A 21,346-nucleotide genomic window follows, 5' to 3' on the forward strand; every position below is an offset into this window, starting at 1 on the left:
GGCGGGGAAGGGGGCGGAGCGGGCTAGAACGACACCCGCTCGTACACCTCGGCCAGGGGGAGCGTGCAGTCGATGGCGGGCAGGGCGATGTGGGCATCCAGCCCGGTGACGACCTCCAGCCGCCAGCCGGTGCCGTCGCGGGTGAACACGTCCACCCGGGGTTCGTCCTGCGAGACCAGCAGGTAATGCTGAAGCGACGAAATGCCCTGATACGCCACCCACTTGCCGCCGCGGTCATGGTCGGCGGTGGTGCGGGACAGCACCTCGATGATGACGACGGGGTGCTCGATCCGGTCGTCCTTCGCGTCCACGTCGCCGCAATTGACGACGGCATCGGGATAGGTGGTCGATGCCGGGGTGACGACCTTCGGGCCTTCGACCCACGGTTCGCAGGTCCGGCCACGCAAAGCGTTCTGCAACGCCGTGCCGAGATTCCTCTTGATGCGGGAGTGCTGGTTCGTGCCGCCGGTCATCATGCGGATGACGCCGTCGACGAACTCGTAGCGTTCGGGCTGCTTGCGCTCCCAATCGAGGAACTCGGCGACCGTCCAGGGCTTCGGCAACGGCTGGGCCACAGGCAACCTCTGCGTCGGGTGTCTACGCCACGTTCACGATAATATACGGCACGGAGCGCTGCTTGGGCAGGGGTGAGCCAAGGCCCCGCCCGGCGCCCGCGTCCTCGCGCCGCACGTCCCGTGATCGCGTTTGCAATCTCCCTATGATTTATAGCACATTGACGCGCCGGCGCGACCCATCGTTGCGCGGCGCCGGAGAAATCCGCAGAAAACGAACAAAAATGGGAACGCTCTCATGAGTCAGACGTCAGCAGCCACCTATGACGCGATGCATGCCCGCTCGCTGTCCGATCCGCAGGGCTTCTGGGCCGACGCAGCCGAGCAGGTGTCCTGGATCAAGCGTTGGGACACGGTGCTCGACGACAGCAACCCGCCGTTCTACCGCTGGTTCAAGGGCGGCGTCCTGAACACCTGCTACAACGCCGTCGACCGCCATGTGGAGCAGGGCCGCGGCGACCAGGCGGCCATCATCTACGACAGCCCGGTCACCGGCACCGTCCAGACCATCACCTACCGCGAGCTGCAGGACCAGGTCTCCCGCTTCGCCGGCGCGCTGCGCGCCCAGGGCGTCGAGAAGGGCGACCGCGTCATCCTCTACATGCCGATGATCCCGCAGTCGGTGGTCGCCATGCTGGCGTGCGCGCGCCTGGGCGCGGTGCATTCGGTGGTGTTCGGCGGCTTCGCCCCGCACGAGCTGGCCACCCGCATCAACGACGCCGCCCCGAAGGTGATCGTCTCCGCCTCCTGCGGCATCGAGCCGAACCGCGTCGTCAAGTACAAGCCGATGCTGGACGCCGCCATCGAGCACGCGGACCACAAGCCCGCGGCCTGCATCATCTTCCAGCGCCCGCAGGAGACCGCGTCCCTCGTTCCCGGCCGCGACGTCGAGTGGAACGAGGCCATCGCTAAGGGGCAGCCGGCCGAGTGCGTGCCGGTCGCCGCGACCGACCCGCTGTACATCCTCTACACCTCCGGCACGACCGGCCAGCCGAAGGGCGTGGTGCGCGACAACGGCGGCCACGCCGTGGCGCTGCTGTGGACCATGAAGCACCTCTACAACGCCGAGCCCGGCGAGGTGTACTGGGCGGCGTCGGACGTGGGCTGGGTGGTCGGCCACTCCTACATCTGCTACGGCCCGCTGCTGTACGGCTGCACCACCGTGGTGTTCGAGGGCAAGCCGGTCGGCACGCCGGACGCCGGCACCTTCTGGCGCGTCATCAACCAGCACAAGGTGCGCACGCTGTTCACCGCGCCGACGGCCTTCCGCGCCATCAAGCGCGATGACCCGAACGGCGAGTTCATCAAGAAGTACGACATCTCCAGCCTGCGCGCCCTGTTCCTGGCCGGCGAGCGCTCGGACCCCGACACGCTGCACTGGGCCGAGGACAACCTGGAGGTTCCGGTCATCGACCATTGGTGGCAGACCGAGACCGGCTGGGCGATCACCGGCAACCCGCTGGGCGTGCACCTGTTCCCGATCAAGTACGGCTCGGCGACGCGCCCGATGGCCGGCTGGGACATCCGCATCCTGGACGCCGAGCACAAGGAGGTGCCGCGCGGCGACACCGGCGCCATCTGCGCCAAGCTGCCGCTGCCCCCGGGCACCTTCCCGACGCTGTGGAACGCCGAGGAGCGCTTCGTCAAGTCGTACATGGCCGACTACCCGGGCTACTACCAGACCGGCGATGCGGGCTTCATCGACGATGACGGCTACGTCTACATCATGGCCCGCACCGACGACATCATCAACGTGGCCGGCCACCGCCTGTCCACGGGCGCCATGGAAGAGGTGCTGTCGAGCCACAAGGACGTCGCCGAGTGCGCGGTGATCGGCGTCGCCGACGACCTCAAGGGCCAGGTGCCGCTGGGCTTCCTGTGCCTGAAGGCGGGCGTCACCCGCAGCCACGACGAGATCGTCAAGGAGGTCGTGGCCCTGGTGCGCGAGCAGATCGGCCCGGTGGCCGACTTCAAGCGCGCCGTGGTTGTCGACCGCCTGCCGAAGACGCGTTCCGGCAAGATCCTGCGCGGCACCATGCAGAAGATCGCCGACAACGCCGAGCACAAGGTGCCGGCGACCATCGACGACCCGGGCATCCTGCCGGAGATCGCCGAGGCGCTGAAGTCTCTGGGCTACGCCGCCAAGTACGACCAGGCGGAGTAGGTTCGCGGTTCGCGAAGGCCCCTTCCCCGATGCCGGGGAAGGGGCTTTTTCGTTTCCGGGGCAATTTTTTCCACGGCCGGTCTGTTGGGATTTCAACGGCCTGGACCCGGCGGCGCCATGATTCTGACGAATTTCCGCTACACCGGCTCCACAGTCTGGAATAAACCTCCCAGGGGCCGTGTTTCTCAGGTCGGCACCGGGCTTCGGGGCGACCTGGGAACCGCGGCCGCGTCTTCCTACCTGTGGGTGGGCCCTTCCGCCGCGTGGCGAAAGGGCACCGCCGGACAACGATCGGGTGCGCGGTTGAGCAAATTCGGGGTCGAGCTGGAGGTCCACATCGCGTCGCTGCGCCGCTATGCGCGGTCGCTGCTGCGCAATCGGGTGGACGCCGAGGATCTGGTGCAGGAGGCGCTGGCGCGCGCGATCTCGCGGGCCGACAGCTTCCAGGCGGGGACGAACCTGCGGGCATGGCTCTTCACCATCCTGCACAACGTCCACGTCAATCAGGTCCGTTCCCGCGCGTCGCGCCCGGACGAGGTGCCGGTCGACGCGGTGGAGCACCGGCTGACCACGCCGGCCCGGCAGGAGGAGCGCGTCGAGGTCCGCGAGATGATGCGGGCGGTGGACGAACTGCCCGACGAGCAGCGGCAGGTGCTGATGCTCGTGGCGCTGGAGGGCCTGAAATACGAGGAGGTCGCCGAGGTTCTCGGCGTTCCGATCGGCACCGTCATGTCGCGCCTCTCCCGCGCGCGCGAGGCGGTGCGGACCAAGATGGCGAACGGCGGGGCCGCGGCGGGCCTGCGGAGGGTGAAGTGATGACGGCGCACAAGCTGAAGGACGAGGATCTCCACGCCTACGTGGACGGCTGGCTGGACGGCGACCGCCGCCTGGCCGTCGAGCGCTGGCTGGCCGACGACCCGGAGGCCGCCCGCAAGGTCGAGGACTACCGCGCCCAGGCGGCGCTCCTGCACGAGATCTTCGATCCCGTCCTGCGCGAGGAGTCCGCGCCGGAGACCCAGGAGCTTGCCGACCGCCTTAAGGGCCGCATCGCCGGCAACGACAACCGCCCGGCCTGGCACGCCAAGCCCTGGGTGCGCATGGCCGCGGCGGTGATGCTGCTGGTCAGCGGCGCCGCCGGCGGCTATTTCGGCCGAGGCGCCACCGCCCCGTCGCCGGCGCAGCAGCAGCAGCGCCAGACCCTCATCACCTTCGCCGAGGAGGCCGCGCAGGCGCACCGCTTCTACACCGCTGACGAACGCTATCAGGTGGAGATGGGTGCGGACGATCCCGGTGCACTCGACAGCTTCCTCTCCCAGCGCATGGGCAAGGAGGTGTTCGGCCCCGACCTGTCGAAGGTCGGCTACCGCCTCGTCGGCGGCCGCTCGCTGCCCACCGACCTGGGCGCGGGGGCGCAGTACATGTACATCAACGACCAGGGCAAGCGGATCACCCTGTTCGCCGGTTCGGCCCCGCAGGGCCAGAACAACTCCTTCAGCTTCGCGCAGAAGGGCGACGTCGCGACCTTCTACTGGGTCGAGGGCCAACTCGCCTACGCGCTGATCGGCCGCCTGTCGCGCGACGAACTGCTGGGCATCACCAAGGCCGTCTACGACGACGTCAAGGCCGGCCGCCGCCTCGCCCCGCCGCCGCAGCCGCCGCAGCAGAACCCGGAGGAGAAGAACCCGGACCAGCAGCGCCGCGAGGGTGAGCAGGGCAACGGCGTCCAGCCGGTCAGCGACACCCACAAGCCGAAGGACAGCTAGGCCGGGGCAGGGGATGCGAGAGGCTCTGCCTCTCGCGCTCTCCGCCAAGGGCCGCATGCCCTTGGATCCCATTCCCTCTCCCCTCCGGGGAGAGGGCCAGGGTGAGGGGGAAAACCCTCTCCCGCCCTGGGAGAGGGAGGGGCCCGCTCGGAACGAGCGGGAGGGTGAGGGTCCCCCCGAGGATCCTACACCCCCGCCACCCGCACCATATCCCCGATCAGCCGGCCCATCAGCTCCCGGTCGGCCGTCGCCTCCATGCGCCAGCGCATGCAGTGCGCCTTCTCGACCAGCCCGCCCAGCGAGTCCGGCCGCTGCGCCAGCATCCGGTGCGTGGCGAGGTCGCACGCCCGGTCCGCCTCCTCCGAGCGCTCACACGCCCGCTCGATCACCGCCGTGTCGGCGCCGCTGCGTTCGAGCCTTACCGCCTCCTCGGCCAGCGCGTCCGACACCACGACGGACTCGCTCCACGCCCGGAACGCCGCGCTGCGCTGCGCCACCGTTCCCCCGGCCAGCAGAACGCCCCCGCCGCCCGCCAGCAAAGACCGGCGGGATAAGCGCGCGCTCGTGGTATCCTCGGAATCAGCCATGATCCAAGCTCCTATCAAGCTGGGTTGTGGTCAGGCCGGGCGGGGTGTTCCTGCACCCCGTTCGGCCGCCTTGTCTTGTCCCGACATCGGGACACGGTTATGATGCTGCAATGGCCCGGATGGGGCAAGCCTAATCGTGACAGGGTTCCGATATATGCATGCCGTTCAGTGCAAGATGGCGCGCGTGGCGCTGGGCTGGGGTGTGCGCGACCTTGCCAAATACGCCAATGTGTCCACGGATACCATCTCGCGCCTCGAACGTGGGGAGGTACTGAAGTCCCGTACGCTTGATGACCTTCGTCGCACCTTCGAAGCCGCTGGCATCGAGTTCATCCCGGAGGACGCCAAGGGGCCGGGGGTGCGATTGCGCGAACGACTGGAGGTCAGGGCCGCAACGCCGGACTGACCAGCGCTTCGGTTGCGGAGCCTTGGATAGGCGGCCCGTCCTCGTGTCTTCGCGGTGGAATTCCTCTCCACCTCAAATGTTCTTGAAATGTTCGAATCGATATGCCACACTCACGGTTGGGCCGGCAACGGCCCGCGGGCGGTTCGGGGTTCAGGGAGAGGATGGCGAAGTGAACACGCCCCGCACACTGTTCCACGGTGTTCCAAACCGTTCCATTCGCCGCCGCGGGCGGCGCCCCTCACGCCGGCAGCGGCACCCCGTGCGCGGTCAGCGCCGCGGTCTGCCGGCGCTCCAGCGCCGCCGCGTCGAAGTCCTTGATCAGGTCCTGGAACAGGCGGAACCAGTTCACCTCGGCTTTCAAGTGCAGGAAGACCGAGCCCAGGCCGATCGCCGCGCGGTCCATGAAGACGAACTCGCGTGGCACCTCCACGCCGCCGACGCGGCGCAACTCGGCGTGCACCTTCTCCGCCGTTTCGCGGCCGTAGTGGCCGGCGTTGGTCTCCTCGATGCGGCGGGTGCGGTCCTCCATGATCGGGGCGTAGACGAAGCGCGCCCAGATGTTGAGGACCTCCACCAGCTCCTTCGACGGGTTCACGAAGCCCCAGGTGCGGTAGGCCTCCACCGCCGCGTCCTGGTCCCCGGCGCGCAGCGCGTTGTAGAGGTCGATGACGCCCTTGACGAAGCTGGGGTGGAAGACGCGGACGCAGCCGAAGTCCAAGAGGTTGATCGAGCGGTCCGGCCGCACCGTGTAGTTTCCCAGGTGCGGGTCGCCGTGGATGACGCCGTAGTAGTAGAACGGCACGTACCACGCCCGGAACATGTTCATCGCCAGTTCGTCGCGGCTCCCCGGGTGCTCCTTGACGAAGTCGAGGATGCGCCGCCCCTCCACCCATTCCAGCGTCAGCAGCCGCTTGGTGGACAGGCCGTGCACCACCGCCGGCACGTGCACGCCCGGCGTGTCCGCCAGCATGGCGCGGTAGAGGCTCGCGTGCCGGCCCTCCAGGTCGTAGTCCAGCTCCTCGCGCAGGCGGGCGCCGATCTCCGCGTGGATCTGCCGGGTCGAGATGGCGCTGTCCGAGCGCTCGAAGATGGCGAAGATCAGCTGGAGCTGCCGCAGGTCCGCCTCCACCGCCGAGGCCATGTCGGGGTATTGCAGCTTGCAGGCCAGCACCCGGCCGTCGTGGTCGACCGCCTTGTGCACCTGCCCCAGCGAGGCGGCGGCGGCCGCGGTGTGCTCGAAGCGGCTGAACTTCGCCTGCCACGCCGGCCCCAGTTCCGCCTGCATGCGGCGCTTGACGAAGGGCCAGCCCATGGACGGCGCGTCGGCCTGGAGCTGCGACAACTCCGCCACGTACTCACGCGGCAGGGCGTCGGGGATGGTGGAGAGGATCTGCGCCACCTTCATCAGCGGGCCTTTCAGCCCGCCGAGCGCGGCGCGCAGCTCCTCGGCATGGCGCTGGCGCTCGATGCGGATGCCCAGCACGCGCTCCCCGGCGAAGCGGGCGGCGAGCCCGCCGACGGCGGTACCGACCCGCGCGTACCGCGCGATCCGTCCGCCCAGCGTGTTCTCTTCGGTCTTGGCCATGGCGCCTTTATGTGGGGATGCGGGCGCCACCGGACCAGTCTCGCCGTCTTGACCGGGCGCGGAGGCTTCGGCAGGCTGCGGGCCGGATCGAAAGGGGAGGGGAAGGGCATGAAGGGCCCGGCACTGGCGGCGCTTGCCGTGGTTTTCGCAACCGGCACCGCCGCGGCGGCGGAGAGCGGCTGGTACCTGCGCGCCGACCTGTCGCGCGATTGGTCGCGCTCCACCGCCTTCCACGACTGGAATTGCGCCGGCACCGACCCGGCCCGCGTGCCGCTCTACGGCTGCGCCGCCCAGGGAGCGGGGGACTTCGGGAGCAGCACGGGGTTCGGTGCCGGGGTGGGTTACCGGGTGATGCCGTGGCTGCGCCTGGACGCCACGCTCACCTACCGGCCGGGCTGGCGCTTCGACGGCCACGCCAACTTCCTTCCCGGCGAGGACGAGCCGATGAGTGCAAAGGCGCGCACCCTCACCGGCATGGCCAACACCTACCTGGACCTGCCCGCGCTGGGCCGGTTCGAGCCGTACGTCGGTGCCGGCATCGGCGTGTCGCACAACCGGCTGGACGGGGTGGCGCTGTCCTTTCCGTCGCTGGACCAGCGGGTGTGGACGCCGGCCGGCCGGCGCACCTCCCTGGCGTGGCAGCTGACCGCCGGCACGGGGATTGCGCTGGGCGGCGGGCTGACGCTGGACGTCGCCTACCGCCACACCGACCTGGGCACGATGGAGACCGAGGACGGCGGTGCTCCGCGCCTGCGCCGCGGCGCCTGGCGCACCCTCGCCATTGACGGCACCGAGGCGCGCCTGCGCGCCCACGGGGTGAGCGTGGGGATGCGGTACGGATTCTAGCCCTGCACTCTGCGCGTCCACGCCGCCAGCGCGGCCAGCAGCGCCGCCACCTTGCCGCGCACCGCCTCGTCCTTCAGCGAGCCGTCGGGGTTGAAGGATTCGGCCACGCGGACCAGCACCTCCGGCTTGTTCAGCGGGTGCATGTCCAGGTACACGCAGGTCTGGCGCAGATGGTACTGCGAGCGCCCGGTGCCCAGCCCGCCGCCGGCGCCCATGATGGCCAGCGGCTTGCCGGCGAAGGGCTGGTCGGCGCCGCGCGACGCCCAGTCGATGGCGTTCTTCAGCACGCCGGGCATGGAGTAGTTGTACTCGGGGCACGCGACCAGCAGCGCGTCGGCGGCGCGGATGCGTTCACGGAACGCCTGCACCGGCTCGGGGAAGCCGGCGGCCTCGACGTCGCCGTTGTAGAGCGGGATGGGGGCGATGTCGAAGACCTCGATCTCCAGGCCCTCGGGCGCCGCCTCGACGGCGAGGCGCAGCAGGGCGCGGTTGAACGATCCCCTGCGCAACGAGCCCGCGAACCCGAGAACCCGCACCGGTGCCGCCATGCCGCCCTCCTGCTGTCTGTCCGAAAGAGGGATGGGGCGGGGAGGGCGGTTCGGCAAGGGCCAGGGAGACGACGGTCAGCCGCCCTGCGCCTTGATCCAGCCGGCGGTGGCGCTGTCCATGGTGTTCTTGTGGGCGACGAACCAGTCCGGCAGCGCCTCGCGCACGTAGCCGCGGGCGAGCATGAGGTTGCCGGCGGCCAGCCGCTTCTCGATCCCCTCCAGCTCCAGCCGCACGCGGTCGTGCTCGTGCTTGTGGATGGGGTAGGGCGGGAAGCCGTGCTGGCGCATCAGCTCCTCCTCGCGGGCCAGATGCTCGCGCAGGTGGGTGGCGATCTCGGCGAGGAGGGCCGGGAACTCGGCGTCGTCCGCGCGGGCGGCGACGGCCAGAAGCTCGACGAACGCCTGATGGTCGGCGTCCATCACGGCGTTGCCGACCTTCATGCCGTCGTCCCAGATGAGGGTGGTCATATGACCTCCGAAAGGGAATTCGGGGCGCACGTTACCACCGCATGGCGGGAGCTTCTTGACTTATGTCAAACCGCGGCGCGATCAGCCGGCCGTCTCGAGCTCGTCGAGGAAGCCGCGGATCACCCCCAGGCCCTTCTGCCAGAACGCCGGATCGGTCGCGTCGAGCCCGAACGGCGCCAGCAGGTCCTTGTGGCGCAGCGTGCCGCCGGCCTCCAGCATCGCCAGATAGCGCTTGGCGAAGCCGGCGTCGGACTCCTGGTACACCGCGTACAGCGAGTTCACCAGGCAGTCGCCGAACGCGTAGGCGTACACGTAGAACGGCGAGTGCACGAAGTGCGGGATGTAGGCCCAGTAGTTGCGGTAGCCCTCGTCGAAGCGCAGCGCCGGCCCCAGGCTGTCGGTCTGCACGCCCATCCAGATCTCGCCCAGGCGCTCCGGCGTCAGTTCGCCGTCGCGGCGCTCGGTGTGGACCCTGGTCTCGAAGTCGAAGAAGGCGATCTGCCGGACCACGGTGTTCAGCATGTCCTCGACCTTCGAGGCCAGCATGATCTTGCGGCGCTTGGGATCGGTCTCACTGTCCAGCAGGGCGCGGAAGGTCAGCATCTCACCGAACACCGATGCCGTCTCGGCCAGCGTCAGCGGCGTGTCCGACATCAGGTGGCCCTGCCGCCCGGCGAGGATCTGGTGCACGCCGTGCCCCAGCTCGTGCGCCAGCGTCATCACGTCGCGCGTCTTGCCCTGGTAGTTGACCAGCAGGTAGGGGTGCGCGCTGGGCACCGTCGGGTGGGCGAAGGCGCCCGGCGCCTTGCCGGGGCGCACCGGCGCGTCGATCCATGGGTTGTCGAAAAAGCGCTTGCCGTAGGACGCCAACTCCGGCGAGAAGCGCCCGTAGGCGCCGAGCACGAGGTCGCGCGCCTCGGCCCAGGGGATGGTGCGGTCGCTGTCGTCGGGCAGCGGCGCGTTGCGGTCCCAGTAGTCCAGGTGGGTCTGGCCGAACCACCTGGCCTTCAGCGTGTAGTAGCGGTGCGACAGGCTGGGGTACGCCTGCTTGACGGCGGCGACCAGCGCCTCCACCACTTCGTCCTCGACGCGGTTGGACAGGTTGCGGGCGGACACCGGCGTCGGGTAGTTCCGCCACTTGTCCTCGATCTCCTTATCCTTGGCCAGGGTGTTGGTGACCAGCGCGAACAGGCGGATGTTGTCGCCCAGCACGCGGCCGACCACCTGCCCGGCCTCGCGGCGCACGGCGGGGTCGCGATCGGACAGCTTGTTCAGCGCCTCGGCGCAGGTCAGATCCTTGATAACTCCATTTGGCCCACCCATGGGGAAGCGCAGGCCGGCGATGGTCTCGTCGAACAGGCGGTTCCAGGCGGCGCGGCCGACCACGTGCTTCTCGTGCAGCAGACGCTCCAGCTCGTCGGAGAGCTGGTGCTCGCGGTACAGCCGGACGTCGCGGATCCAGGAGGCGTAGTGGGCGAGGTCCTTCGACGCCCGGACGCGGGACTGCAGGGCGTCCTCGTCGATCCGGTTGATCTCCAGCGTGAAGAAGACGAGGTGGGTGGAGATGCCGTTCACCCGCTCCTGCGCCGACTGGTAGAACTTGCCGATCTCCGGGTCCGCCATGTTGCCGGAGTAGACGAGCCCGGCGTAGGACATGGCGCGGGAGAGCACCTCGTCGATCCGCTCGTACTCGCGCACGGCGCGGGCCAGCGTGTCGCCGTCGAGGCTGGCGACGCGGCCGGCGTAGGCCTCGTGGAAGGCCTTGGCCTCGCCCTCCATGCGCACGAGGTCGGCCTTCAGCTCGGGCGAGTCCATCCCCGGATAGAGGTCGCGCAGGTCCCAGGTGGGAAGCGTCCCCAGGTCGGGGCCGGCGGCGTTGTCCAGGGCGGCGCTGCGGAACATGCGGAATCCTCTCAGAAGGGCGACCTTCCCGATATAGGCGGAGCGGCCGTCCAAGGAAAGACGCGTGTCAAGCGCCCGCTTCCTGCACGCGGCGGATGGCGGCGTCCACGCACTGCATGTGCAGCTTGCGCTTGGCCAGGGCGCGGGCGCGCCGCTCGTCGGGGTCGGTGGTGGGCATCGCCTCGATGCGGCAGCCGCGCCAGCCCTGGGCATCCAGCGCGCGGGCGACCTCGGCGTAGCCGAAATAGCCGTTGTCCGGCTGCTCCCACGGCGAGCGCAGGTCGACCCGGCGCAGCACGAAGCGGTTGGACTGGCTGCTCGCTCCGGCGTTGGTCAGCCGCGCCACGATCAGCCGCTCGCCGTTTGGATGCACGACGGAGAGGATCGGGCGAATTCCGGCGATGGGCGGGTTCTGGGACATGCAGGCCGGGGCAGGGCGGGACTGTCTATCCTGTAGAGGGAATAGGTGCGCTTGGCCAGCCCGGCGTGCGGGAATCGGGCCGGAAAGGGCCGGCGCGTTGCCGCCGGTGATGGTGTATAACCCGAAAGTAGAGCGAGATGCACCTAAAGTATATGCGCCTGTGATTTGATAATAATCAAGAAATCCGGAAATGCTTTCTGCACTGCACCAATCCTGATCAACAATTGATCTGAATCACTGTTTGTGACCTCGGCAGCCCCATAACCTCTGCCCAATGGCGTACGACATTGGCCCGATCATCGGTGTCGTGGCCGGATGCGGAAGCCTTGGAGGGTGGAAATGCTGTTTTCAGTCGCCCCGAACGAGGATGCCGGTGCGTGGCGCGCGATGACCACCGGGGTCGCGGCCGGCCCGCTGCCTGCCGCCCGTAAGGAGACGTTCTGCTCCTCCTGCCAAGCCCGCGCCAAGGGGATGTGCGCGGCGCTGGCCGAGGCGGAGTTGTCCGGGCTCTCCGCGATCTCGCGCAGCCGGGTGCTGGCCTCCGGCCTGCCGGTGATCCGCGAGGGCGAGCACGCCGATGCCGTCTACACCGTGACGTCCGGCATGCTGAAGCTCTTCAAGATGCTCCCCGACGGGCGGCAGCAGATCACCGGCTTCGCCAGCGCCGGCGACATGATCGGGCTGTCCTACGGCGACAGCTTCGCTTACACCGCCGAGACGATCACCGCCGCCACCGTCTGCCGCTTCCCGCGCAACGGACTCAGCACCATGATGGCGCGGCACCCGCACCTGCAGGGGCGGCTGCTGGCCATGACCTCCATCGAGCTGACGGCGGCGCAGGACCAGATCCTGCTGCTCGGCTGCAAGAACGCGGCGGAGCGCATCGGCTCGTTCCTGCTGGCGCTGGCACGCCGCGCGGAGGGGACGGCCGGCGACCCGCAACCGACGGTCTTCCTGCCGATGCAGAAGACCGACATGAGCGCCTACCTCGGCCTGCGGCCGGAGACGCTGTCGCGGCAGTTCCGCAAGCTGGAGGACGCCGGGCTGATCGAGCGCGTGGCGGCCGACCGCATCCGCCTGCTCGACCCCGACGCCCTGTCGGACATGGCCGGGCGGGTGGCGTAACCTTCTCTGTTCAGGCGTTCGCGACGGCGGGGGCGCTGGACGCGCTCTCGCTCACCAGCGCGTCGCCCTCCACGCGGTAGCCGCGGTGGGCGAACAGATCCGCCAGATCGCAGTGCGGTACCGCGGTGACCGCCAGGGCGTCGCACTTCACCACGATGCGGCTGGCGCCCAGCCGTTGCGCCACTTGGCCGGCCGCCTCGATCAGGCCGTCGGCGGTGGCGGGCGCGTCGAACAGGCCGGCCACCGCGAACGGGCCGACCCGTAACACCCCCGCCTCGTCCAGCGCGTAGCAGAACAGGCCGCGGATGTGGCCGGAGCCCATGCGGCAGGCGACGATGCCGCGCGCGTCCCCCGCTTCGGCGAACGGCGCGGCCAGGGCGCGCCACTGTGCGGGCGTGAAGCCGGGGCGCAGCGGCTGTACGACCGGGAAGGCCTGGTCGATGTGGGTGGCGGGCAACGGGGCGATGACGAAGCGTCTGGGCATCGAGGGTCCTCTTGCCCAGCACCTTGCCCGCCTCGCGTGGCCGGCGCCTTGACTCTGGTCAGTTACCCGTCCTTACACGCTCAGCCGGTCGCGCAGCTCGTCCACCGCCTTCTTCGGCAACAGCTTGCGGGCCGTCAGGTCATCCACCGCCTGGAAGGGGCGGGACTCGACGATCTTCTGCGCGCGCTTCGGCCCGATGCCCTTCAGCGACGCCAATGCATCCGGATCTGCGCGGTTGAGGTTGACCAGCGCCACAGCCGCGGCGGTCACGCCGGCGGCCGTGTCGAGCGCCTTGGTGACCTTCCTGGCGGTCCTGCCCTTCTTCGGACCGATGGCGGCGTTCACCGTCACCGCCGCACCGACGATGGCGGCCGCGGCATCGACCACCGCGCGCACGGTGTCGACGATGGTCGTCTTGTTGGGGACCGCCTTGGGGGCCGCGGGCTTGGCGGCGCGGGTGGGGGTCTTCTTGGCGGTGGCAGGCTTGGCCGCCGTCGATTTGGCCGTGGCGCTCTTGGGCTTGGCGGCCTTCGCGGCGGTCTTCTTCGGTTCGGGGCTCGCCGTCGTCTTGGTGGGCTTGCTCGGCATGGCACATCCTCCAGCTTTTCAAGAAAAACCCGGAGACCGTGGCCGTGTTCCCAAGCTCACGCTCGGTGGTGAGGCGTTGTGCGCCGTTGTGCAGGCCCCATCTGCTGCCAAGGCAGCGGGGGGCCACGGCTTATGTGCCGCGCGGGGCGCTTGTGGAACAGAATGGAACACTATGGAACAGTGTGCAGGGGCTGTTCAGTACGCCATCCCGGGGTGCAGGCGCACCACGCCTCTTGAGGATTTTCATCCTAGCACGACCCGGCCGAATCGGCAATGGGGCAATCGCTTGAAAAGGCGCTTGCAAGATTCCCGTGGGAGGTCTTCGCGTCGGGCTCCCTCCCAACCCCCTCGCTTTGTGGGGAGGGGGCGGGTGGGAGCCCAGCGCGAGGACTTCTCCCTTTACTCCGCCGCCATCGGCTGCGGCGTGGCGGGGGCGCGGAAGGCGCTGAGGAGGTCGGCCTCGCGGGCCTTGGCGGCGGTCAGGTTGCGCTCCTTGACCGGGCCGTAGCCGCGGATGTCCATCGGCACCTTGGCGATCTCCACCGCGAGGCCGAGGTTGCCGCGGTCGAGCTTCGTCAGCATCTCGCCCACCGTCGCCTCGAAGGAGGAGATCAGCTGGCGCTCCGTCTTGCGCTCCGGCAGCCAGCCGAACGGGTCGAGCGGGGTGCCGCGCAGGCGCTTCCCCCTGGCCAGCCAGACCATGGCCTTGCGCATCCACGGGCCGAATTCCCGCTTCTTCGGTTCGCCGGTGCCGTCCTCGCCGGTCTGGCCGAGCACCGGCGGGGAGAGGTGGAATTTCACTTTCCAGTCGCCCTCGAACATGCGGTCCAGCTTGTCGAAGAAGCCGGTGTCGGTGTAGAGGCGCGCCACCTCGTACTCGTCCTTGTAGGCCATCAGCTTGAACAGCGAGCGGGCCACCGCCTCGGTCAGCACGGTCGAGCCGGGGACCTTCTGCCCCTCGACGCGGCGCGTCCAGTCCACCGTCGCGTGGTAGCGCGAGGCGTAGGCGGCGTCCTGGTAGTCGGTGAGGAAGCGCGTGCGGCGCTCGATCATCTCGTCCAGGGTCTCGGACAGGCGGCGCTGCTCGTCGATGGGAGCGGCGCCGGCGCTTTCCGCCGGGACCGCCGCGGCCTCGACGGCCGCCTGGTCGTGGGCGGCGAGGCGGCCCCAGAGGAAGGCCTGCTTGTTCATCTCGATGGCGGCGCCGTTCAGCTCGATGGCCTTCAGCAGCGCCTCGGCCGACAGCGGGATCAGCCCTTTCTGCCACGCGTAGCCGAGCATGAACGGGTTGGACGCGATGCTGTCGCCGAGCAGGCTGGTCGCCAGCCCGGTGGCGTCCACCGCGGCGACGCGGTCGGTGCCGCCGCAGGCCTGCGCGATATCGCCGACGAGGTCGCCGACGGGGATCGTCAGGTCGCGCTGCTTGGTGAAGTCGGCGGTGATCAGCTCATGCGTGTTGACGACCGCACGGGTGCGCCCGGCTGCCATCTTCGACAGGCCGTCGCCGGCCGCCGCCACCACCACGTCGCAGGCCACCACCGCGTCGGCGCCGCCGGCGGCGATGCGGACCGAGTGGATGTCCTCCGGCGCCTTGCCGATGCGGATGTGGCTGGTCACCGCACCGCCCTTCTGGGCGAGGCCGGTCATGTCGAGCACGCCGACGCCCTTGCCTTCGATGTGCGCGGCCATGCCGAGCAGCGCACCCACCGTCACCACGCCGGTGCCGCCGACGCCGGTGATGTAGATGCTCCACGGCCGCCCGTCGATGGAGGGCAGGACCGGGTCGGGCAGAGTGGAAGCGTCCACCCCGGCCTTCGCCGCCGGCTTGGGCTTGCGCAGTTGGCCGCCCTCGACGGTGACGAAGCTGGGGCAGAAGCCCTTGACGCAGGAGAAGTCCTTGTTGCAGGTGGACTGGTCGATCTGCCGCTTGCGGCCGAACTCGGTGTCCACCGGGACCACCGACACGCAGTTGGACTTGACCGAGCAGTCGCCGCACGCCTCGCAGACCAGTTCGTTGATCACCGTGCGCTTGGCGAGGTCCGGCATCTTGCCGCGCTTGCGGCGTCGGCGCTTCTCGGTGGCGCAGGTCTGGTCGTAGATCAGGATGGTGACGCCGCCCTCCTCGCGCAGATCCTTCTGCACGCGGTCGAGGTCGTCGCGGTGCTCGACCGCGGTGAAGGGCGGCAGGCCGGACTCGGGGCCGTACTTCTCCGGCTGGTCGGAGACGACGACGATGCGCTGGACGCCCTCGGCGGTCAGCTGCCTGGCGAGCGAGGAGACGGTCAGCGTGCCGTCCAGCGGCTGGCCGCCGGTCATGGCGACGGCGTCGTTGAACAGCAGCTTGTAGGTGATGTTGACCTTGGCCGCGATCGCCTGCCGGATCGCCAGGATGCCGGAGTGGTGGTAGGTGCCGTCGCCGAGGTTGGCGAACAGGTGCTTCTCCTCGGTGAACGGCGCCTGGCCGACCCAGGGCACGCCCTCGCCGCCCATCTGGGTGAAGGTGTCGGTCTTGCGGTCGAGCCACGTCGCCATGTAGTGGCAGCCGATGCCGCCCAGGGCGCGGCTGCCCTCGGGCACCACGGTCGAGGTGTTGTGCGGGCAGCCGGAGCAGAAGGTCGGCTTGCGCACGATGCGCGCGACGTGCGCCTTCTGCTTCTCCTGGGCGTCGAGGAAGGCGACGCGCTGCCTGATCTGCTCGTTCTCGACGAAGTTCAGCAGGCGGCGGCCGATGACCACGGCGATCTGCGCTGGCGACAGCTCGCCGGCGGAGGGGAGGATCCACTCGCCGTGCTCGTCGAACTTGCCGACGACGCGCGGGCGGACGTCCGGGTGCCAGTTGTAGAGCTGCTCCTTCAGCTGGTTCTCGATGACCGCGCGCTTCTCCTCGACGACGATCACCTCCTCCAGGCCCTCGCAGAAGTGGCGCGCACCCTCGCGCTCCAGCGGCCAGGGCATGGCCACCTTGTAGACGGTGATGCCGAGGTCCGCGGCCATCTCTTCGGAGATGCCCAGCTCGTCGAAGGCCTGCCGGACGTCCAGATAGCTCTTGCCGGTGGTGATGATGCCGAAGCGCGGACGCGGCGAGGCGATCACCACCTGGTCCAGCCGGTTGGCGCGCGCGAAGGCCAGGGCGGCGTACAGCTTGTGCCGCATCAGCCGGTGTTCCTGCTCCAGCGGCGGGTCGGGCCAGCGGATGTTGAGGCCGCCCATGGGCATCGGGAAGTCGTCGGGGACGACCGGGTGCACGCGGTGCGGGTCGACGGTCACCGAGGCCGAGGTGTCCACCGTCTCGGCGATCGTCTTCATGGCGATCCAGCAGCCGGAATACCGGCTCATCGCCCAACCGATCAGGCCGTAGTCGAGGATCTCCTGCACCCCGGCCGGGTTCAGCACCGGGATCATGGCGTGCGAGAAGGCGTGCTCGGACTGGTGCGGGAAGGTCGAGGACTTGGCGTTGTGGTCGTCGCCGGCCAGCACCAGGACGCCGCCGTGGCGCGACGTGCCGGCACCGTTGGCGTGCTTGAACACGTCGCCGGAGCGGTCGACGCCCGGCCCCTTGCCGTACCACATGGCGAAGACGCCGTCGTACTTGGCGCCGGGGAACATGCCGACCTGCTGGCTGCCCCACACCGCGGTGGCGCCCAGTTCCTCGTTCACCCCGGGCTGGAAGACGATGTGGTTCTTCTCCAGGAACTTGCGGGCGTTCCACAGGTTCTGGTCCAGCCCGCCGAGCGGCGAGCCGCGGTAGCCCGAGATGAAGCAGCCGGTGTTGAGGCCGGCCGCGAGGTCGCGCTGGCGCTGCATCATCGGCAGGCGCACCAGCGCCTGGGTGCCGGTGAGGTACACGCGCCCCTGCTCGAGCGCGTACTTGTCCTCGAGAGTCACGGTGGCGAGAGCCATGCTTTCCATCCCCGAATCGGCGCGCCGGACGTTTGCGCGCTCTTTGTTCAACTGACAGAAAGGTAATAGCTGCTGTCGTATCAGTCCATCGCCGGCCGGGGTGCCGCGTGAAAAAGCAAGGAACGGTCGGCGGACGCGTCTCCGTCGATTTTCAATATAGGGATTCGCTGGGCGAACGGAAATTACCGGTCCGGACTATCGGTGCCGGGGGTGCCTCAGCCGAGCAGCCGGGGGCCGCGCGGCGGGCGCGGAGCTTCCGATTCCTCCCACGCCGTGCCCTCGACGATGGGGTGCCGCTCGATCAGCGAGTCCACCCCGGCGGCGAGGCAGGTGGCGAGGCTGCGGTCGGCGGCGGTGGCCTCGCCCTCGCGCGTCACCAGCCAGCGCAGGCCGGCGTGGTGCGCCCTGAGCGTGTCGAGGAAGGCCGGCACGAACGGGTCCACCCGGGTGACGCAACGCGCCAGCGACCGCACGATCTCCTCCTGCAGCGCGTCGCCGGCGGCGGCGTGCTGCAGGTCGGCGGCGACGATGCGCAGCGCGGCGAAGTTCGGCGCGGCGCGGTCGAGCACGCCCTCCAGCCGATCCAGTGCGATCAGCAGGCGCAGCCGGCGTTCGCGTTCGGCCGGCGTGCCGGGGGCGGCGGAGAGGCGGGGCGCCTCGTGTCCGGCGACCTGCGGGAACAGCGCCTCGCCGGGCGGCGGGGGCGGGGTGGCGGCGCGTGGGGCGGCGGGGACCGGGCGGCGGGGGCGGCGCAGCACCGCCTCGATCCGGCGGGCGATGACCACGGCGGAGACCGGCTTGGCCAGAACGGCGTCGGCTCCGGCGTCCCAGGCGGCGCGGACGGTCGGCACGTCGGCTTGGGCGGTCAGCACGATCACCGGCAGGTCGGGGCGCGGGCTGTCCGGCGCGTGGCGGATCCAGCGCAGCAGCGCCGCACCGTCGACCGGCGCCATCACCCAGTCGGTGACCACCAGGTCGATGGGCTCGCCGCACAGCAGGTTGCGCGCTTCCGAGCCGTCGCCGGCGGTCACCACGCGGCCGACGCCCCACAGACCCAGCATCTCCTTCAGGCCGCGGCGCAGCAGCGCATTGTCGTCGGCGACCAGGATCTTCAGGCGGGCGAGGGTGCGCGGGGTCATGGGCCGTACGGTCGCTCGGTCGTTCATCGTCGAGCGGAAATATCGTCCGTGGAGGCCGCGGGCGCAGGACGGGGAGAGGGGTTAGCGCCATTCCCGGACGGTTCGCCGAGAGGAGCTTCCGCCCGGCGAGGATACTGGCCGGGTGGAGACCGCGTTGGGAGGATGGCATGGCCGATCAGGGCGACCGCGGGCGCGCGGGGCAGACCGTACAGAACGTCCGCACTCCCGATCTGGAGCCGGAGGGCGGCGGCCCGGCTACCCCCGGCCGCGCCGGGCGCGGCATGGGGGTAGCCACAGGGGGATCACGCGGAGGCGCCGCCGTTCGCCGCGCCGGGCGGTCCCGGCGCCACGGCGACGGTGGGAGAGGGGCGGGGTGGGGGTATCACCCCTTCACCAGCGTCAGATCCCGCAGCACCGCCACCTCGTGCGCCTGCTCGCTCAGGCGGGCCTTCACCACGTCGCCGATGGAGACGATGCCGACGAGGTCGCCGACCTCGTTGCACACCGGCACGTGGCGGTGGCGGCGCAGGGTCATCATCTGCATCAGGTCCTTGATGGAGTCCGTCGGCTTGCAGGTGCGGACCTCCTTGGTCATCAGGTCCTCGACACGGTCCTCCAGCGCCTCCTCGCCGTGGTCGGCGATGGCGCGGACGATGTCGCGCTCGGACAGGATGCCCACCAGCTTGCCGCGCCGGTCGCGCACCACCAGCGCGCCGATGCGCTTCTCGGTCAGCAGCCGGGCGGCGTCCGCCACGGTGTCGGTCGGCAGGATCGAGACGATGGTATGGCCCTTGGTGCCCAAGACGTCGGTGATGGTGCTCATGGCGTTAGCCCCCCTGGATGACAGGTGTTTGCTGCGCGGATGATCGGCTTCTTGATCATCTAGGGTGCCGCTCCCGCGCCGCAACGGGCCAGACGGATATGCAAAATCAGATATTTCTAATGAGCCGGCCTGGACGCCCGGACCGGGCGCGCCTATCCTCAAGGCCGGGAACGCTGTGTCTGGAAGGAGCGGGCGATGGGCGGGTGCTGCGGCGGGACGTGCGGGACGGGCGGCGGCCCGGCCAACCGGCGGGCGGATTACCGGCGTATCCTGCGCCTGGCGCTGCTGGTCAACGCGCTGATGTTCGTGGTCGAGATGGCGGCGAGCATCCAGGCCGAATCCATGGCGCTGCGCGCCGACGCGCTGGACTTCCTGGCCGACGCGGCCAATTACGGCATCAGCCTGTGGGTGCTCGGCCGGGCGCTGGAATGGCGCTCCTGGGCGGCGGTGGTCAAGGGGCTGTCGCTGGGCGCGCTGGGGCTGTGGGTGCTGGGCAGCGCGGTGTGGAACGTCGCCGCTGGCGTGGTGCCGGACGCGCCGGTGATGAGCCTGGTCGGCCTGCTGGCGCTGGCGGCCAACGTGTCGGTGGCGGCGCTGCTGTTCGCTGGACGGCGCGGCGACGCCAACATGCGGTCGGTCTGGCTGTGCTCGCGCAACGACGCGCTGGCCAACGTGGCGGTGATGATGGCGGCGGCCGGGGTGTGGAGCACCGCGACGGGCTGGCCCGATCTGATCGTCGCCGCGGGCATCGCCGGCCTGTCGCTCACCGCCGCAGCGTCGGTCCTGCAACAGGCGGCCGGCGAGCTGCGCGCGGCGCACGGGGCGCCGAGTCGCTAGACCCGGCGCCGCCCGCGTTACTCGCCCATGCCCAGGGCCTGCTTGTACAGCTCCAGGATGGCTTCCTGTTCCTGCAGGTCGGCCTTGTCCATTTTGCGCAGCCGGACGATCTGCCGCATGATCTTGGCGTCGAAGCCGGTGCCCTTGGCCTCGGCGTACACTTCCTTGATGTCGTCCTGGAGGCCCTTCTTCTCCTCCTCCAGGCGCTCGATGCGCTCGATGAAGGAGCGCAGGCGATCCACGGCGATGCCGCCGACGTCGGACATGATGGCTACCCCTGAACCGGTGTCTTTTGGAGCGGCGACGATATCGGCGCACCCCGGCCTTCGCAAGGGGCGGCGCAGCTCTCGGTTCGCTTGTCACGGACGGACCGTCTATGACCCGATCCGACGAAAGTCGGATCGCGCGGGTTGCCACGGTGTGAGAAACCCGCTGCAATCCGGGTTGTGCGGCGCGGGGGGCGCTTCACAAGCCGCGTGGATTGCGGCAAACATGCCTAATCAGCGAGCGAATTGCTTTCGAACAGCACATTCGGGGAAGGGGAAACAAAAATGAAGGTCGCCATACCCAAGGAACGGCGCCCGAACGAGGCCCGCGTCGCGGCGTCTCCGGAGACGGTGAAGAAACTCAAGGCGTTGGGGCTGGACATCGTGATCGAGAGCGGGGCCGGGCTCGGCGCCGCGGTCACCGACGCCGCCTACGAAGCCGCCGGCGCCACCATCGCGCCGGACGCCAAGGCGACCCTGGCGGACGCCGACATCGTGCTGAAGGTGCAGCGCCCGCTGCTCGCCTCCGAAGGCGGCGCGGACGAACTGGCCCTCATCAAGCGTGGCGCGCTGCTGTTCGCCATCCTCAACCCGCACGCCAGCCGCGACGCGGTCAAGGCCTACGCGGACGCGGGCGTGAACGCTTTCGCCATGGAGTTCATGCCGCGCATCACCCGCGCGCAGGTGATGGACGTGCTGTCCTCCCAGGCCAACCTTGCCGGCTACAAGGCCGTGGTGGACGCGGCCAGCGAGTATACGCGCGGCTTCCCGATGATGATGACTGCCGCCGGCACCGTGCAGCCGGCGCGCGCCTTCATCATGGGCGTCGGCGTGGCGGGCCTGCAGGCCATCGCCACCGCCAAGCGCCTGGGCGCCATCGTCTCGGCCACCGACGTGCGCCCCGCCGTCAAGGAGCAGGTCA

20 protein-coding genes and 1 pseudogene are annotated in these 21,346 nt (G+C 69.7%); 8 read left to right on the forward strand and 13 right to left on the reverse strand.

Annotated elements, in window-relative coordinates:
- Positions 1-23 precede the first annotated feature (23 nt).
- Entirely contained in the window at positions 24-575 is a 552-nt protein-coding gene (locus tag TSO221_RS16510) for a Uma2 family endonuclease (RefSeq protein ID WP_158284114.1), read from the reverse strand.
- A gap of 235 nt (positions 576-810) precedes the next feature.
- On the opposite strand from TSO221_RS16510, the gene TSO221_RS16515 reads away from it, so the two are divergent.
- From TSO221_RS16515 to TSO221_RS16525, 3 genes are all read left to right on the forward strand, one after another.
- Complete coding sequence (locus tag TSO221_RS16515) at positions 811-2,736, forward strand: propionyl-CoA synthetase (protein ID WP_109119607.1); 1,926 nt, start codon at positions 811-813, stop codon at positions 2,734-2,736.
- A gap of 303 nt (positions 2,737-3,039) precedes the next feature.
- Entirely contained in the window at positions 3,040-3,552 is a 513-nt protein-coding gene (locus tag TSO221_RS16520; protein ID WP_109119608.1) for a sigma-70 family RNA polymerase sigma factor, read from the forward strand.
- The gene (locus TSO221_RS16525; RefSeq protein ID WP_109119609.1) at positions 3,552-4,499 is read left to right on the forward strand and encodes an anti-sigma factor; all 948 of its coding nucleotides are present in this window, start codon (positions 3,552-3,554) and stop codon (positions 4,497-4,499) included. Before TSO221_RS16520 ends, TSO221_RS16525 begins: the two co-directional genes overlap by 1 nt.
- A 185-nt stretch (positions 4,500-4,684) precedes the next feature.
- Here the strand turns inward: TSO221_RS16525 and TSO221_RS16530 are convergent, their stop codons facing one another.
- On the reverse strand, positions 4,685-5,086 hold the full coding sequence (locus TSO221_RS16530) for a hypothetical protein (protein WP_109119610.1): 402 nt from the start codon (positions 5,084-5,086) through the stop codon (positions 4,685-4,687).
- 175 nt (positions 5,087-5,261) lie between these two features.
- On the opposite strand from TSO221_RS16530, the gene TSO221_RS16535 reads away from it, so the two are divergent.
- Positions 5,262-5,492: a helix-turn-helix transcriptional regulator gene (locus TSO221_RS16535; RefSeq protein WP_199229500.1), complete on the forward strand. Its 231-nt coding sequence runs from the start codon at positions 5,262-5,264 to the stop codon at positions 5,490-5,492.
- A gap of 238 nt (positions 5,493-5,730) precedes the next feature.
- Here the strand turns inward: TSO221_RS16535 and TSO221_RS16540 are convergent, their stop codons facing one another.
- Positions 5,731-7,077 (reverse strand): AarF/UbiB family protein, encoded by a 1,347-nt coding sequence (locus TSO221_RS16540; RefSeq protein WP_109119612.1) that lies wholly within the window; start codon positions 7,075-7,077, stop codon positions 5,731-5,733.
- A gap of 108 nt (positions 7,078-7,185) precedes the next feature.
- Between TSO221_RS16540 and TSO221_RS16545 the strand changes: the two genes are divergently transcribed.
- On the forward strand, positions 7,186-7,923 hold the full coding sequence (locus TSO221_RS16545) for an outer membrane beta-barrel protein (protein ID WP_158284115.1): 738 nt from the start codon (positions 7,186-7,188) through the stop codon (positions 7,921-7,923).
- Here the strand turns inward: TSO221_RS16545 and TSO221_RS16550 are convergent.
- The 4 genes from TSO221_RS16550 to TSO221_RS16565 form a co-directional block, all read right to left on the reverse strand.
- Positions 7,920-8,471 carry an NAD(P)H-dependent oxidoreductase gene (locus TSO221_RS16550; protein ID WP_109119614.1) on the reverse strand — a complete coding sequence of 184 codons (552 nt, stop codon included), beginning with the start codon at positions 8,469-8,471 and terminating at the stop codon, positions 7,920-7,922. The genes TSO221_RS16545 and TSO221_RS16550 overlap by 4 nt on opposite strands.
- Before the next feature lie 75 nt (positions 8,472-8,546).
- Positions 8,547-8,939: a hemerythrin domain-containing protein gene (locus TSO221_RS16555; protein WP_109119615.1), complete on the reverse strand. Its 393-nt coding sequence runs from the start codon at positions 8,937-8,939 to the stop codon at positions 8,547-8,549.
- An 81-nt stretch (positions 8,940-9,020) separates the two neighbouring features.
- On the reverse strand, positions 9,021-10,841 hold the full coding sequence (locus TSO221_RS16560) for a M3 family oligoendopeptidase (protein ID WP_109119616.1): 1,821 nt from the start codon (positions 10,839-10,841) through the stop codon (positions 9,021-9,023).
- A 67-nt stretch (positions 10,842-10,908) separates the two neighbouring features.
- Positions 10,909-11,262 (reverse strand): hypothetical protein, encoded by a 354-nt coding sequence (locus TSO221_RS16565; protein WP_109119617.1) that lies wholly within the window; start codon positions 11,260-11,262, stop codon positions 10,909-10,911.
- A 339-nt stretch (positions 11,263-11,601) separates the two neighbouring features.
- Here TSO221_RS16565 and TSO221_RS16570 point away from each other — a divergent pair, with 339 nt between their 5' ends.
- Entirely contained in the window at positions 11,602-12,387 is a 786-nt protein-coding gene (locus tag TSO221_RS16570) for a helix-turn-helix domain-containing protein (RefSeq protein ID WP_247878082.1), read from the forward strand.
- A 10-nt stretch (positions 12,388-12,397) separates the two neighbouring features.
- On the opposite strand, the gene TSO221_RS16575 is transcribed toward TSO221_RS16570, so the two are convergent.
- The 5 genes from TSO221_RS16575 to TSO221_RS16595 form a co-directional block, all read right to left on the reverse strand.
- Positions 12,398-12,871 (reverse strand): hypothetical protein, encoded by a 474-nt coding sequence (locus TSO221_RS16575; protein ID WP_109119618.1) that lies wholly within the window; start codon positions 12,869-12,871, stop codon positions 12,398-12,400.
- A 72-nt stretch (positions 12,872-12,943) separates the two neighbouring features.
- Complete coding sequence (locus tag TSO221_RS16580; RefSeq protein WP_109119619.1) at positions 12,944-13,459, reverse strand: helix-hairpin-helix domain-containing protein; 516 nt, start codon at positions 13,457-13,459, stop codon at positions 12,944-12,946.
- 399 nt (positions 13,460-13,858) lie between these two features.
- A complete protein-coding gene (locus tag TSO221_RS16585; protein ID WP_109119620.1) occupies positions 13,859-17,359 on the reverse strand; it encodes an indolepyruvate ferredoxin oxidoreductase family protein in 3,501 nt (1,166 codons plus the stop codon).
- A gap of 215 nt (positions 17,360-17,574) precedes the next feature.
- A complete protein-coding gene (locus tag TSO221_RS16590; RefSeq protein WP_158284116.1) occupies positions 17,575-18,498 on the reverse strand; it encodes a response regulator in 924 nt (307 codons plus the stop codon).
- 382 nt (positions 18,499-18,880) lie between these two features.
- A complete protein-coding gene (locus tag TSO221_RS16595; protein ID WP_109119622.1) occupies positions 18,881-19,321 on the reverse strand; it encodes a CBS domain-containing protein in 441 nt (146 codons plus the stop codon).
- A 195-nt stretch (positions 19,322-19,516) separates the two neighbouring features.
- Here TSO221_RS16595 and TSO221_RS16600 point away from each other — a divergent pair, with 195 nt between their 5' ends.
- The gene (locus tag TSO221_RS16600) at positions 19,517-20,158 is read left to right on the forward strand and encodes a cation transporter (protein WP_109119623.1); all 642 of its coding nucleotides are present in this window, start codon (positions 19,517-19,519) and stop codon (positions 20,156-20,158) included.
- 17 nt (positions 20,159-20,175) lie between these two features.
- On the opposite strand, the gene TSO221_RS16605 is transcribed toward TSO221_RS16600, so the two are convergent.
- Complete coding sequence (locus TSO221_RS16605; RefSeq protein WP_109119624.1) at positions 20,176-20,424, reverse strand: DUF2312 domain-containing protein; 249 nt, start codon at positions 20,422-20,424, stop codon at positions 20,176-20,178.
- Positions 20,425-20,709: 285 nt separating this feature from the next.
- On the opposite strand from TSO221_RS16605, the pseudogene TSO221_RS16610 reads away from it, so the two are divergent.
- Positions 20,710-21,346 (forward strand): annotated as a pseudogene (locus TSO221_RS16610) (NAD(P)(+) transhydrogenase (Re/Si-specific) subunit alpha); the annotation flags it as partial.

Source organism: Azospirillum sp. TSO22-1 (assembly GCF_003116015.1).
In the GTDB taxonomy this organism is placed as follows: Bacteria; Pseudomonadota; Alphaproteobacteria; order Azospirillales; family Azospirillaceae; genus Azospirillum.